The organism is Paenibacillus taichungensis, from assembly GCF_013359905.1.
Lineage (GTDB): Bacteria > Bacillota > Bacilli > Paenibacillales > Paenibacillaceae > Paenibacillus > Paenibacillus taichungensis.
In genome coordinates this window covers 300,769-313,866 of sequence record NZ_JABMCC010000112.1, presented here as the reverse complement: position 1 = coordinate 313,866, position 13,098 = coordinate 300,769, and the positions used below count along the sequence as shown (strand labels likewise).

12 protein-coding genes are annotated in these 13,098 nt (G+C 45.6%); 11 read left to right on the top strand and 1 reads right to left on the bottom strand.

The features are described 5' to 3' along the window. Window positions 1-25: 25 nt before the first annotated feature. Entirely contained in the window at window positions 26-1,657 is a 1,632-nt protein-coding gene (locus HP548_RS17475; protein ID WP_175382375.1) for an ABC transporter substrate-binding protein, read from the top strand. 104 nt (window positions 1,658-1,761) lie between these two features. After that, complete coding sequence (locus tag HP548_RS17470; protein ID WP_076289099.1) at window positions 1,762-2,436, top strand: GntR family transcriptional regulator; 675 nt, start codon at window positions 1,762-1,764, stop codon at window positions 2,434-2,436. A gap of 89 nt (window positions 2,437-2,525) precedes the next feature. On the opposite strand, the gene HP548_RS17465 is transcribed toward HP548_RS17470, so the two are convergent. Beyond that, complete coding sequence (locus HP548_RS17465) at window positions 2,526-3,071, bottom strand: cupin domain-containing protein (protein ID WP_163760002.1); 546 nt, start codon at window positions 3,069-3,071, stop codon at window positions 2,526-2,528. Window positions 3,072-3,249: 178 nt separating this feature from the next. Between HP548_RS17465 and metH the strand changes: the two genes are divergently transcribed. From metH to HP548_RS17420, 9 genes are all read left to right on the top strand, one after another. After that, the gene (gene metH, locus HP548_RS17460; RefSeq protein ID WP_175382374.1) at window positions 3,250-6,690 is read left to right on the top strand and encodes a methionine synthase; all 3,441 of its coding nucleotides are present in this window, start codon (window positions 3,250-3,252) and stop codon (window positions 6,688-6,690) included. Window positions 6,691-6,763: 73 nt separating this feature from the next. Beyond that, a complete protein-coding gene (rnz, locus tag HP548_RS17455; protein WP_076289348.1) occupies window positions 6,764-7,702 on the top strand; it encodes a ribonuclease Z in 939 nt (312 codons plus the stop codon). 355 nt (window positions 7,703-8,057) lie between these two features. Continuing rightward, window positions 8,058-8,867, top strand: coding sequence for a TIGR01457 family HAD-type hydrolase (locus tag HP548_RS17450; RefSeq protein ID WP_175382373.1), 810 nt, complete (start codon window positions 8,058-8,060; stop codon window positions 8,865-8,867). Window positions 8,868-8,874: 7 nt separating this feature from the next. Further along, on the top strand, window positions 8,875-9,696 hold the full coding sequence (locus HP548_RS17445; protein WP_175382372.1) for an Fpg/Nei family DNA glycosylase: 822 nt from the start codon (window positions 8,875-8,877) through the stop codon (window positions 9,694-9,696). Then, on the top strand, window positions 9,686-10,534 hold the full coding sequence (locus HP548_RS17440) for a deoxyribonuclease IV (protein ID WP_076289104.1): 849 nt from the start codon (window positions 9,686-9,688) through the stop codon (window positions 10,532-10,534). Before HP548_RS17445 ends, HP548_RS17440 begins: the two co-directional genes overlap by 11 nt. Window positions 10,535-10,555: 21 nt before the next feature. After that, complete coding sequence (locus tag HP548_RS17435) at window positions 10,556-10,894, top strand: cyclic-phosphate processing receiver domain-containing protein (protein WP_076289105.1); 339 nt, start codon at window positions 10,556-10,558, stop codon at window positions 10,892-10,894. Continuing rightward, window positions 10,894-11,211 (top strand): thioredoxin family protein, encoded by a 318-nt coding sequence (locus tag HP548_RS17430; protein WP_053780884.1) that lies wholly within the window; start codon window positions 10,894-10,896, stop codon window positions 11,209-11,211. Before HP548_RS17435 ends, HP548_RS17430 begins: the two co-directional genes overlap by 1 nt. Further along, window positions 11,208-11,987, top strand: a complete 780-nt coding sequence (locus HP548_RS17425) for an ABC transporter ATP-binding protein (RefSeq protein WP_175382371.1) — start codon at window positions 11,208-11,210, stop codon at window positions 11,985-11,987. Before HP548_RS17430 ends, HP548_RS17425 begins: the two co-directional genes overlap by 4 nt. A gap of 6 nt (window positions 11,988-11,993) precedes the next feature. Then, a complete protein-coding gene (locus HP548_RS17420; RefSeq protein ID WP_175382370.1) occupies window positions 11,994-13,043 on the top strand; it encodes an SAM-dependent methyltransferase in 1,050 nt (349 codons plus the stop codon). The last annotated feature ends 55 nt before the right edge of the window (window positions 13,044-13,098 follow it).

Sequence of the window (13,098 nt, the reverse complement as noted above, 5' to 3'; positions counted from 1 at the left end):
AAACCACATGCAGGGGGAGAATTGAATGAAACAGAGACCACGTAAGCTGGTAGGCAAGATGGTATTGGCAACAATGATGAGTGTCGTTCTGGCAGCATGTAGCAGCGGAGCTGGTGGAGACAAAGTCGAACCAGAATCCAAGGGAGCCATGGAGTCCTATGGTGTAGGGGAGACCTTCAAAGCGGCTGAACCATTTAATCTATCTATTCTGTACAGTGACCAGCCAGCATACCCGTATAAAAAGGATTGGCTCCTGTTCCAAAAAATCACGGAAAAAACCGGAGTAACGCTGGAGCCTACCATCGTTCCGATGAGTGACTATTCCCAGAAAAGATCCCTTCTGATCAGCTCTGGAGATGCCCCACTGGTTATTCCGAAAACCTATCCGGGTGAAGAATCTGCTTTTGTATCCTCTGGTGCAATTTTGCCAGTGAGTGATTATGTTGATTTGATGCCAAATTTCAAAGATAAGGTTGAGAAATGGGGACTTCAGGATGAACTTGAGGGTCTTCGACAAGAGGATGGGAAATATTATGTACTCCCAGGTTTACATGAAGAGGTTTGGCCGGACTATACCCTTATTGTGAGAACTGATATTTTTGAGAAAAATAACATTGCCATTCCAAAGACATGGGATGAATTGTATGATGCAGCCAAAAAGCTAAAAGAAATCTATCCAGATTCCGTTCCGTTCTCAGATCGTTTCCAATTTAACAGTACATTGAATATTGCTGCTACCAGTTTTGGAACGAAAGCTGGGTGGGGATTTGGCAATGGTTTAACGTATAAAGAAGATCAGGATGAATTTGTATATACTTCGACTACGCCGGAATACAAGGAAATGTTAACTTACTTTAACAAGCTTGTATCGGAGGGGCTGCTGGATAAAGAAAGCTTCACCCAGGACGATGACCAGGCTATTCAAAAGTTTGTTTCTGGAAAATCCTTTATTATTAATGGTAACTCGCAAACGGTAGTGCTTCATCGTAATGACATGAATAAAACGTTGGGAGAAGGAAATTTCTCCATCGCCAAAATTACAGTTCCTGGTGGCCCTAAAGGTCAATTGATGTCCGGCTCCAGACTTGAAAACGGTGTCATGATTTCCGGGAAAATTAAAGACAACGAGAATTTCAAAGCAACCATGCAATTTATTGACTGGTTATACTATAGTGATGAAGGTCAAGAATTTGCCAAATGGGGTGTAGAAGGCGAAACCTTCACCAAACAGGATGGCGTTCGTAAGTTGGCCGAAGATGTGAACTATAACGGATTGAATCCAAAAGGCACAAAGGACTTGCGCATCGATTATGGATTCTCCGGTGGTGTGTTTGCCTATGGAGGAACGACGGATTTGTTGCACTCCATGTTTAGTGAGGAAGAATTGAAATTCCAGCAAGACATGAAAGATATCAAAGAAGTAGTTCCTGCAGAGCCTCCAATTCCTTACTCGGATATCGATCGTGAACAGGTGACACTGCTTAGCACACCGCTTAAAGATTTCTCTGATCAAAATACGCTTAAATTCATTTTGGGAGAACGTAAACTTTCTGAGTTTGATGCATTTGTAAAAGAGCTGGAGAGCCAAGGCTTGCCTCAGTATATGCAGCTTTCCAATGACACATATAAGAAGTACAAAGAAAACAAGCAACAATAGTTCTGAACTGAAATTTGCCCATTGCCGTTTCATTTAGGGAATTTTAGTGGAACGGCAAATTGTGCTAAGATGGATGAATATGGCTGAGAGGAAGAGGTTAAGGAATGTCACTTAATCAAAAGATTAGAGGTTCGACCCGGGCTTATTCATACAATCTGATAAAGGAACGAATTCTGCACCTTGAACTTGAGCCTGGTACCAAGATTTCCGAGAAGGAAATTGCGGATGAATTGCAAGTAAGCAGAACACCAGTACGTGAAGCTTTCATGAAGCTTGCCGAGGAAGAATTACTGGATATCATTCCACAGAGTGGAACCATTGTCTCCCATATTAATCTTGAGCATGTTGAAGAAGGCCGGTTTATGAGAGAGAAGATGGAGAAGGAAATTGTCACTCTGGCTTGTGCCTCTTTTCCCGAAGAGTTCAGATTTAGACTTGAAACCAATATCGCCATGCAGGAAGTATGTATAGGGAAAAATAATTTCTATCGGCTTTTTGAACTAGATGAAGAGTTTCATCAAATATTGTTTCAAGGCACAGGAAAAATGAGAACTTGGAAAATGCTACAGCAGCTCAATATTCCCTTTAATAGGCTTCGTTTATTACGTTTGTCTGAAGATTCCGATGCAGAGGTTATTATTTCACAACATAAAGAAATATACCGACTTATTACGGAACGTGAAACCGAGCGAGCTGTTGAGGTTATGGAAGCTCATCTCAGACTAGTTGTTGTTGAACAAGAGAAGATGAAGGCAAAATATCCACATTATTTTATATAGAACATCTAATGTTGTATACTATCTGAATATGCAGAAACCCCTGTTCGAATTGAACAGGGGTTTGTTGAGCAAATAATAGAATTTGCTTATTATGCTTGTTTGATAAACGTTGGATCCGGGTAAGGATCTGCGATCCAGCCATCTTTTTCAATAAACAGACGTACGGCAATGATTTGTTTGTTTTCCATCAAAGTGAAGAAGTGTGGGGTGTTCTCAGGTACTGAGATAACGTCTCCAGGAGACAATTCTACATTAAAGTAACCTACATCATCTGTAGCTTTGATGACAAAGATTCCTTTGCCGGCTACAATAGCTCGGATTTCATCTTCAGCATGAGTATGAATCTCTTCGAATTTGGCAAGCTTCTCTTCAATATCTGGTGTTTGTTCAGACAGCGTAATGACATCCCAGATTTGGTACCCGCGACGCGCAGCCAAGTCTCTGATTTCATAGTCATATGTTTTTAGTACTTCTTCTTTTTGTTCATCGGTGAGTCCAAAGTTGTTTTGCAGATCCGTGTTTAATTTGGAAGCGTCCCATTTTTCAAATAATACTTCATATTTGTTTAAGAAATTTCGAACATTTTCGTCTCCAGTGATACGTTCGTTCGTATTTCGGATTACAATTTCAGCCATGTTCTTTCCCTCTTTTCCACTTGGTTTAATCGCTATTATATCGGATTCCGCTATTTTTGTCGATTCACAAATTCCTTCGACCTTCATAAAAACCGCCTGGGGACTGATCAAACCCGATCTTTCACATTAAGTTAGTTTCTGTTAAACTAAGATTTAACGTTTTGCGGAGGTGACGATATTGGATAAGCTTAGCCTACATGATGCATTAAAACAACGAATATTGATCCTCGACGGTGCAATGGGGACCATGATTCAACAAGTTGATCTCACAGGCGCAGATTTTGGCGGAGAAGACCTGGATGGATGTAATGAAATGCTTGTACTTACACGTCCAGAGCTAATCCAGCGTATTCATGAGGAATATCTGGAAGCCGGTGCTGACTTAATTGAAACAAATACGTTTGGTGCAACATCAGTTGTACTTGCTGAATATGACATTCAGGACCGTGCACGTGAAATTAATCTCGAAGCAGCCAGAATTGCAAAAGCGGCCGCGGATCGATTTTCGACACCGGAGTCTCCACGTTATGTGGTAGGTGCTATGGGACCTACAACCAAAACGCTGTCAGTAACAGGTGGAGTTACTTTTCAAGAGCTCATTGACAGCTATTTTGAGCAAGCGCTTGCTTTAATTGAGGGAGGCGTTGATGCGCTGCTGCTCGAAACCTCACAAGATACGCTCAATGTAAAAGCAGGTAGCATTGGAATTCAACAGGCATTCGAGCAAAGTGGTATCAAGCTTCCTCTGATGATCTCAGGAACGATCGAACCGATGGGTACAACCCTCGCTGGTCAGAACATTGAGTCTTTTTATATATCCTTAGAACACCTTAACCCAATTTCAGTGGGACTAAACTGTGCTACAGGTCCGGAATTCATGCGTGACCATATTCGCTCTCTTTCCGGCATGGCTTCAGTTGCGGTAAGTTGTTATCCAAATGCAGGTCTTCCGGATGAAAACGGTAATTACCATGAATCGCCGGATTCGCTTGCTCAGAAGATCGGTGCTTTTGCCGAACAGGGCTGGTTGAACATCGCGGGTGGCTGCTGTGGAACAACACCTGCACATATTCGGGCAATGCGGGATACACTTGCCAAGTACCCTCCCAGAGAAATGAACGGAACACATCCACCAGCGTTGTCAGGAATAGATCCAGTCTACGTTGAACAGGACAATCGCCCTTATATGGTTGGGGAACGTACGAACGTACTTGGATCACGGAAATTCAAGCGTCTTATTGTTGAAGGGAAATATGAAGAAGCTTCAGAAATTGCTCGGGCTCAGGTGAAAAATGGGGCACATGTTGTCGACGTTTGTGTTCAAGACCCGGACCGTGAAGAAGCAGAAGACATGGAAAAATTCCTTGAACTTGTTGTCAAAAAAGTAAAGGTGCCACTTATGATCGATACGACAGATGCAGCCGTCATCGACCTTGCACTGCAATACTCTCAGGGTAAAGCGATAATTAACTCCATTAACCTTGAGGACGGCGAGGAAAAGTTCGAGCTGGTCACTCCGCTCTTGCATAAATACGGCGGTGCTGTCGTTGTCGGAACGATTGATGAACGCGGTCAGGCCATTAGTCGTGAGGACAAGCTGGAGGTAGCCAAGCGGTCTTACGATTTGCTGGTGAACAAATACGGGTTAAAAGCCGAAGACCTGATTTTTGATACCCTGGTGTTTCCAGTAGGGACGGGCGATGAACAGTATATCGGTTCGGCCAAAGAAACAATCGAAGGTATTCGTGTCATTAAAGAAGCAATGCCTGAATGTCATACAATACTGGGGATCAGTAACATTTCATTTGGATTGCCTGAAGCTGGGCGTGAAGTGCTGAACTCTGTATTTTTATATGAGTGTACCAAAGCAGGTCTCGATTATGCCATCGTTAACACCGAGAAGCTGGAGCGTTATGCATCCATCCCGGAAGAAGAGCGAAGACTCTCAGAAGAGCTGTTATATAATACAAATGACGAAACACTGGCTGCTTTCGTTGCGGCGTTCCGTAACAAAAAGGTTGAGAAAAAAGAAAAGATTTCGAACCTGTCGTTGGAAGAACGTCTCGCATCGTATGTTGTTGAAGGAAGCAAAGAAGGTTTGCTGCCCGATCTGGAGCAGGCACTCGCCAAATATACAGCCCTTGAAGTAATCAATGGCCCGTTGATGCGGGGCATGGAAGAAGTAGGACGGCTGTTTAACAATAATGAGCTGATCGTAGCAGAAGTGCTTCAGAGCGCGGAAGTTATGAAGGCTTCGGTAGCTTATTTGGAACAGTTCATGGAGAAGAATGAGACGTCAGTTAAGGGAAAGATTATTCTAGCAACGGTCAAAGGCGATGTGCATGACATCGGCAAAAACCTGGTGGAGATCATCCTTTCCAATAACGGTTACCGGATCATTAATTTGGGTATAAAAGTACCACCAGAGCGAATTATCGAGGCATACAGAGAAGAGAAGGTCGATGCGATCGGTCTATCCGGTCTGTTGGTAAAATCGGCACAACAGATGATTCTTACCGCTCAGGACTTACGTACAGCAGGAATTGATGTACCTATTATGGTTGGTGGAGCAGCATTGACACGCAAATTCACCAAGAATCGTATACGCCCGGAATATAACGGCATGGTTGTATATGCAAAAGATGCGATGGACGGTCTGGATTTGGCTAACAAGCTCATGAACCCAAGCACTCGCGAAGTGATGCAGCTGGAGATGGACGCTGAGAAAGAGGCGGACGCAGCTGGTGCAGAAAACGTTACCTCACTTCCCGAGCTTACACGGGTAGAGCGTTCGGATATCGCAATAGACAACCCGGTTCTCGTTCCACCGGATCTGGAGCGACATGTGATGCGGAACTATCCGCTATCACACATATTACCGTATGTGAACATGCAGATGTTGCTAGGTCACCATCTTGGTTTGCGTGGCTCAGTAGAGCAGTTGCTTGCTTCGGGTGATCAGAAAGCCACAGACCTAAAAGCGGTAGTGGATGAGATTATGCAGGAAGCTGTTCGTGACGGGATTATTCAGGCGCATGCGATGTATCGTTTCTTCCCGGCTCAGTCCAGCGGTAACAGCGTTATCATCTATGACCCAGAGAATACAAGTAATATCTTGCATACATTCACGTTTCCTCGTCAAAAAGTTGAACCATACCTCTGCCTGTCCGATTTCTTGAAGCCAGTGGAATCCGGACAAATGGATTACGTTGGTTTCATGGTCGTAACGGCTGGGCACGGTGTACGGGAGTTATCGACAGCTTGGAAGGAGCAAGGTGATTATCTTCGCTCACATGCTCTGCAATCCGTAGCGCTTGAAGTAGCAGAGGGATTAGCTGAGCGAGTTCATCATATGATGAGAGATATCTGGGGATTCCCAGATCCAGCACAGATGACCATGAAGCAGCGTCATGGAGCACGCTATCAGGGAATCAGGGTATCATTCGGATATCCGGCTTGTCCCGATTTGGAAGACCAAGGGCCACTGTTCAAGTTATTACAGCCTGAGGATATTGGTGTGGAGTTGACTGAAGGTTTCATGATGGAACCTGAAGCATCCGTATCGGCGATGGTATTCAGCCATCCGCAAGCGAAGTATTTTAACGTGGATAAGGCTTAAAAGTAAAAGGTCAGGCAAAGCCCTCCGCATTGTCGGAGGCTTTTTGCTGGCAGCAGAAAGAGGTGCGATCCAGATGGAACTATATTTCCTGGGAACTAACGCTGGTGTACCTACGCTTCAGCGGAATGTAACTTCCATAGGGCTGCGCATGTTGGATGAGCGCAGAGCATTGTGGTTGTTTGACTGCGGGGAAGGAACCCAGCATCAGATTTTAAGTTCTCCGCTTAAATTGAGCAAATTGGAGAAAATATTTATCACCCATTTACATGGAGATCATGTATTTGGACTTCCAGGTCTGCTCTCCAGCAGAGCATATCAGGGTGGCACTACACCGCTAACGGTGTATGGTCCGCCAGGAACTGAACGAATGATCATGACAACCATGGAGCTGAGCCAATCACGTCTAAACTATGATTTAAGCATTGTAGAACATACAGGCGGAGTGCTTTTCGAAGATGAGAGCTTCATTGTGGAATCTGCGTTGCTGGAACATCGTATCGACAGTTATGGGTATCGGATTACCGAAAAGGATCGTCCAGGCAGTCTGGACCCTGCAAAACTGGCTGAGTATGGATTGAAGCCTGGGCCGCTATTTGGTCGCTTGAAGCGGGGAGAAACGATTACCCTCGACAATGGGGACTTCCTTCGTCCAGAAGATGTGTTGGGTGCACCCAAGCGAGGGATGGTGATTACCATCTTGGGCGATACGCGCCCATGTGACAATGTACAGCCACTTGCACTAAATGCGGATGTTCTTGTACACGAAGCAACGTTTCTGCATGATTTGGCTGATACGGCTCATGAGTATTATCATAGTACATCGAAGCAAGCGGCTGAGGCGGCGAGAGCGGCAGGTGCAGGACAGCTGATCATGACCCATTTCAGCTCTCGTTACAAAGATGAGGATCAGTTGCAGCCACTACTGGAGGAAGCGCAATCGATATTCCCGAATACGAAACTTGCGATTGAACACGAGCTTATTCCAGTTGTTCACCGTAAGAGTGAATCCTAATGATGGACGCGCGAAACAGTACAGCCAAACACGACGGGAGAACAAGCCGTTAATTGCACGGGACTAAGGGGAAGTTACTCCCGAGGTCCCTTTTGCAATCTGGCCGGAAAGCGTGTAGGATGGGCAATATGAGAAGGGAAATGATTCAAATTATTTTCCGGGAAAGCGCAGGAAATGACAAGCTTGTACAGAAGACGCGCGGGGCCAAACGTCCGTGTTCGATTCGGTTCGACGTGTTGCGTGCAGATGCGAGCTAGCCATTTTTTTGTACTGTATACATAGAGTGGCATTGAAGTTCGAGGCAAATGATTAATGACATGAAATATTAATAGAATAAAGAAAGGAAGTGCTGTATATGATTAAGGCCTATCTGATCGACCTGGACGGTACGCTCTATCATGGCAGACATCGTATTGAAGGAGCCGATAAGCTTATTCAGACATTAAATGAACAAGGCATGCCTTATTTGTTTGTGACTAATAATTCTTCGCGTACACCGCAAGGTGTGGCAGATCATCTGAACGGGATGGGTATCCCTGCCGATGCATCACAGGTATGTACTTCTGCGGTGGCGGCTGCGGAATACGTGGCCCAAGAGTCTCCAGGTGCGAAAGTGGCTTGTATCGGAGAAGAAGGGCTGTTGCAAGCGATAGAAGCTGCAGGGCTTACACTAACGGATGATGAACCTGAATACGTTATACAAGGAATTGATCGTGAATTTTCCTATCATAAATTGACTAAAGCGCTTCGCTGGATCAATGGCGGCTCTAAATCTCTCATGACCAATCCGGATTTGCAACTACCTTCTGATGATGGGCTTACGCCCGGAGCGGGGACAATTGGGGCAGCGATAGAAGCAGCAACTGGAGTTCATCCTACTGTCATTGGCAAACCGTCAAGTATTATTATGAAGTCTGCCATTAGCCGATTGAACTTAAAGTCTGATGAAGTTGCTGTAATCGGAGACAATATGCGTACAGATATTGCCGCAGGAGCAGCTGCAGGCTGCGAGACCCTACTGGTTCTGACTGGAATAACGACACGGGACAATATGGATAGCCACATCCAGGCGACCAAGGTTCGTCCTGATCATGTGTTTGAAGATTTGCATAAACTGATTGAGTGGCTGTCGCAGACGACAAGCCAAGCATCCAAGAAGGGGTAGATGTACGATGCCGGAATTGCCGGAAATGGAAAACTACCGGACCTTGCTGTCCGAGAAAATACTCGATTTGCCGATTACAGGTGTGGTGGTTAACCGTGATAAGTCGATTAATACCGATCCTGATGTGTTCACCCGTGAACTGACAGGCAATCGTATCATATTTGTAGAGCGCCGGGCCAAACATCTGATCTTTCATCTGGCTAATGGTAAGCGGCTTGTGCTACATCTCATGCTGGGCGGAATGATTTTCTGGGGCACGGAAGCTGAACGTCCTGATCGCTCCACTCAAGTGGAAATTCAATTTGGAGAATATACTTTATTCTTTATTGGGCTCCGTTTAGGATATCTGCATCTGCTTACTTCCAAAGAGACGGAAGAGGCTATGTCTGATCTTGGACCTGAACCTCTTGATCGGCGCATGAATGCAGAACGTTTTGCTGCCCTATTGAAAGGACGTCGGGGTACACTCAAAACTACACTGGTCAATCAACACATTATTGCAGGCATCGGAAATTGTTATTCGGATGAGATTGCATTTGCAGCAGGTCTGAGACCAAGCTCCAAGACGCAAAATATTGCTGCATCGCCTGAACTCACAGCACGTTTGTACCATTCTGTGCAATCCGTGTTGCGGGAAGCTGCTTCGGAAGGCGGTTATATGGAAATGCCGTTGATGCAGGGAGATACAAAGACGGGAAGTTTTGACGAGCAGTGTCGAGTGTATGATCGTGAAGGGGAAACTTGCCCTCGTTGTGGGGGAACGATAGCACGCGTGGAAATTACGGGCAAGAAGGCTTTCTTCTGTCCAGATTGCCAGCATGAGGCCTAAAAGCGGAATCGGGGCACATGTCAGCACCAGAGGTGGATTTCTACAGGCAGCCAAGCGGGCAACTGAGATGGGGGCTACGGCATTTCAATATTTTCCGAAGAACCCGCGTAGCCTTGGCTTGAAAGAATTGGACCTCAAAGATGCTGAACAGTGTCGGGACTGGTGTGAGAAGCAGGGGATATCTTCCATTGCCCACTCACCCTATCCCACGAATCCGGCTTTGGGCAAAACCCGAGGAGAGGCGGGTTTTCATGCAACCATCGCTTCGATACAAAATGATCTGCATATTGCAGATGCCTGCGGTTCAGTAGGAACTGTAGTTCACTTTGGACATCTTAAGAGCAATGAACCACTTGAAGGATATCAGAATCTCATATCCTGTCTGGATACCGCTTTAGCAGATTGGAATGGACAGGCTAAGGTTCTGCTTGAAAATCAGGCTGGAGATCATGGTCCCATGGGTACCACGATGGAAGAGTTGATACAGATTCGTAAGCTAAGCCGGTATCCTGAACATATTGCTTTTTGTTTTGACACATGTCATGCTTTTGCTTCAGGCATGTGGACGACAGGCAATGAGGCATCAATGCTGGAGAAAGGCAGACTGCTGGGATACTGGGATGCTCTTGCAGCTGTTCATTTTAATGATTCGAAATATCCTTCCGGTTCATGCAAGGACAGACATGCACGGATTGGACAGGGTTATATAGGGAAAAAAGCGATGCAGGAACTGTTATGTGCGCCTGAATTTCAGCAAGCGGTAGTTGTGCTGGAGACCGAATCAGGCGAAGATGGAACACACCGTGGAGACATTGAGCTCATGCGTTCCTGGCTTTAAATGGGGAGAGGAGCGATTGTAATGCATGTTTTTTTGGATGATTACCGGGCATGTCCGAAAGGGTTTGTTCTGGCTACCAATGCAGAAGAGTGCCTGATGCTGCTTAGAGAAGGTGACGTGGACATTCTATCCCTGGATTATGAATTGGGTCCGGATTCGCCGAATGGCGGTGAAGTTGCTGCTTCGATCGTCCGGGAAGGTTTATTTCCAAGTCAGATCTATTTGCACACGTCCAGCATGTATGGCAAACGTCAGATGTACGAATTGTTGTACAGCAATAAACCAGACTCTGTTACCGTTCATAATGGTCCGATGTCAGGTGAGGTTATGATGCGAGTTGCTGCGGGAGAAGAAAGCTGATGAAGCCGATTACGACCAAAATGTTAATGCGTGGTGTGTGGGAAGGCATGCCTCAGGCTGTATTTATATATACCCCGCTATGCGGAACTTGCGCAGCAGCGCGTCGAATGCTTGAGATCGCCGAACATTTGCTGCCCGAAGGGATTTTGACCGAGATGAATATTCACGATATCCCGGAACTTGTACAGCAGTTTCAGATTTCGAGCGTGCCTGCGGTTATGCTTTTTGATGGAGAACATGATGTGCCCAGAATGGTTTATCGTATGAACTCTGTCGAGCATCTGTTAGGGGAAATCCGAAAGGCGGTGCTAAAATGAGTGTAATCTCGATGGAGCATGTCTCTCTTAGACGGGAAGACAATCAGATTCTGGATGACGTCCATCTGCATGTTAAAGAAGGCGAGCATTGGGTGATTCTCGGGCGCAATGGTTCAGGTAAAACAACGCTGCTGGAAATGATGAATGGATATATGTTTCCAAGTCAGGGGCGCATTGAAGTATTGGGCAACCTGTATGGTCAATGTGACGTGCGGGAAGTTCGAAAAGAAATTGGTTATATCAGTCAGACATTAATTGAGAAACTGACACCACGAGATCCGGTGTGGGAAGTGGTCGCAACAGGAGCTTATGCTTTTTTGCGTTTCTATCAAACGATTCCGGATGACGTGAAGGCCAAAGCATTGAACCTGCTTGATGAAATGAGGTTTGCAAAACTGGCTAATCATCCGCTCGGCACCCTTTCTCAAGGGGAGCGCAAAAAAGTAATGCTGGCTCGTTCATTGATGGCAGATCCCAAATTGTTGATTATGGACGAACCTTGTGCCGGACTCGATCTGTATGAACGTGAGAAAATGTTGGCCGAAATCGATCGTTTGCGTAAGCGTAATATCACTGTCGTTTATGTAACTCATCACGTTGAAGAGATCGTACCTTTGTTCACACATGTGGCCTTGATCCGCGATGGACGTATTGCTGCGGCAGGGCCCAAACATGAAGTTTTAACACAAGATACAATTAAGCATACGTACGATGTTCCGGTTGATATTCAGTGGGAAGATGGACGTCCCTGGATTCGCGTACGTTCTGGAGGGTAACACATTTTGAGTACACAGTCATCTTGGGGTGAAGGAGACTTCTCCCGTTTTATCTGCACAGCCAATCATGGCTTTGCGCCTTATGCTCAGGAGGAATTGCGCCGTACGTTTGGGGCAGTAAAGAGCACGGTACTCGTACCAGGTGAGATTCTGCTTGCCGGTCTTCCAATTGCGGAAGAAGAGGTAGCGATTAAGCTTTTGGAAGAAAGCCCGACGTTTTTACGTCATATTCAACCTGTTCAATTTCAGGAAAATACGGAAGATTCAGCGCAAGCTATGGAAAAATTGATTTCATTTGTGTTGAACCATACAGAGTTAACGGGCACTAAAGTTGCATTACAAGTTCGAAAAACGGAAAGTGCCTTCTGGCAGGAGAACGCTGCTTCATTGAAACAGCTCTTGACCGAGAAGCTGGATGACCTTGGTTGTGAGTGGGTTGTCCGTGATGCGGATCATGTTATATCTGTCTTCGTTGCGGATGATACGTTATATGCTGGTGTATCAAGACCGGATCAAAATCTGTCGGACTGGAGTGGCGGAGCAGTTCGTTTTCAGAAGGAAGAGGGCCAAATCTCTCGGGCCAAATTCAAATTGCTTGAAGCGGAGCAGACATTTGGCATAGACTTTACTTCTTTCCACAAAGCCTTGGACATCGGTGCTGCACCAGGTGGATGGACCTCTTTCCTGCTAGAGCGAGGGCTTGAAGTTACTGCTGTTGATCCGGCCAAGATGGATGCGACCCTGCTGAAATCGCCCAAATTGACCTTTTTGAAAAAAAATGCCGGTGATGTACGTTTCCGCGAAGGAGAATTCGATCTGCTCGTATGTGATATGAGCTGGAGTCCAAAGCTGATGAGCCGTCTTATATCGGATCTGTTATACAGCCTTCAATCAGGGGGAACAGCAGTTGTGACAGTGAAGTTACTGCATAAGAAGCCGCTTGCGTTGATTAAAGAAGTCATCGATACATTTGAGCGCTCCCGGATGCAGATTCAACGTTCCAAACAGTTGTTTCACAACCGTGAAGAAATCACGCTATATATGATTAAGTATTAAGATATTAAAGGCGTTAAATTTTATGCTTTACAATACCTTATTGCCTATACTATAA

Coding starts and splice junctions, on each gene's coding strand:
- HP548_RS17475 (WP_175382375.1), top strand. CDS start 26: ATGAAACAGAGACCACGTAAGCTGGTAGGCAAGATGGTATTGGCAACA.
- HP548_RS17470 (WP_076289099.1), top strand. CDS start 1,762: ATGTCACTTAATCAAAAGATTAGAGGTTCGACCCGGGCTTATTCATAC.
- HP548_RS17465 (WP_163760002.1), bottom strand. CDS start 3,071: ATGGCTGAAATTGTAATCCGAAATACGAACGAACGTATCACTGGAGAC.
- rnz (WP_076289348.1), top strand. CDS start 6,764: ATGGAACTATATTTCCTGGGAACTAACGCTGGTGTACCTACGCTTCAG.
- HP548_RS17450 (WP_175382373.1), top strand. CDS start 8,058: ATGATTAAGGCCTATCTGATCGACCTGGACGGTACGCTCTATCATGGC.
- HP548_RS17445 (WP_175382372.1), top strand. CDS start 8,875: ATGCCGGAATTGCCGGAAATGGAAAACTACCGGACCTTGCTGTCCGAG.
- HP548_RS17440 (WP_076289104.1), top strand. CDS start 9,686: ATGAGGCCTAAAAGCGGAATCGGGGCACATGTCAGCACCAGAGGTGGA.
- HP548_RS17435 (WP_076289105.1), top strand. CDS start 10,556: ATGCATGTTTTTTTGGATGATTACCGGGCATGTCCGAAAGGGTTTGTT.
- HP548_RS17430 (WP_053780884.1), top strand. CDS start 10,894: ATGAAGCCGATTACGACCAAAATGTTAATGCGTGGTGTGTGGGAAGGC.
- HP548_RS17425 (WP_175382371.1), top strand. CDS start 11,208: ATGAGTGTAATCTCGATGGAGCATGTCTCTCTTAGACGGGAAGACAAT.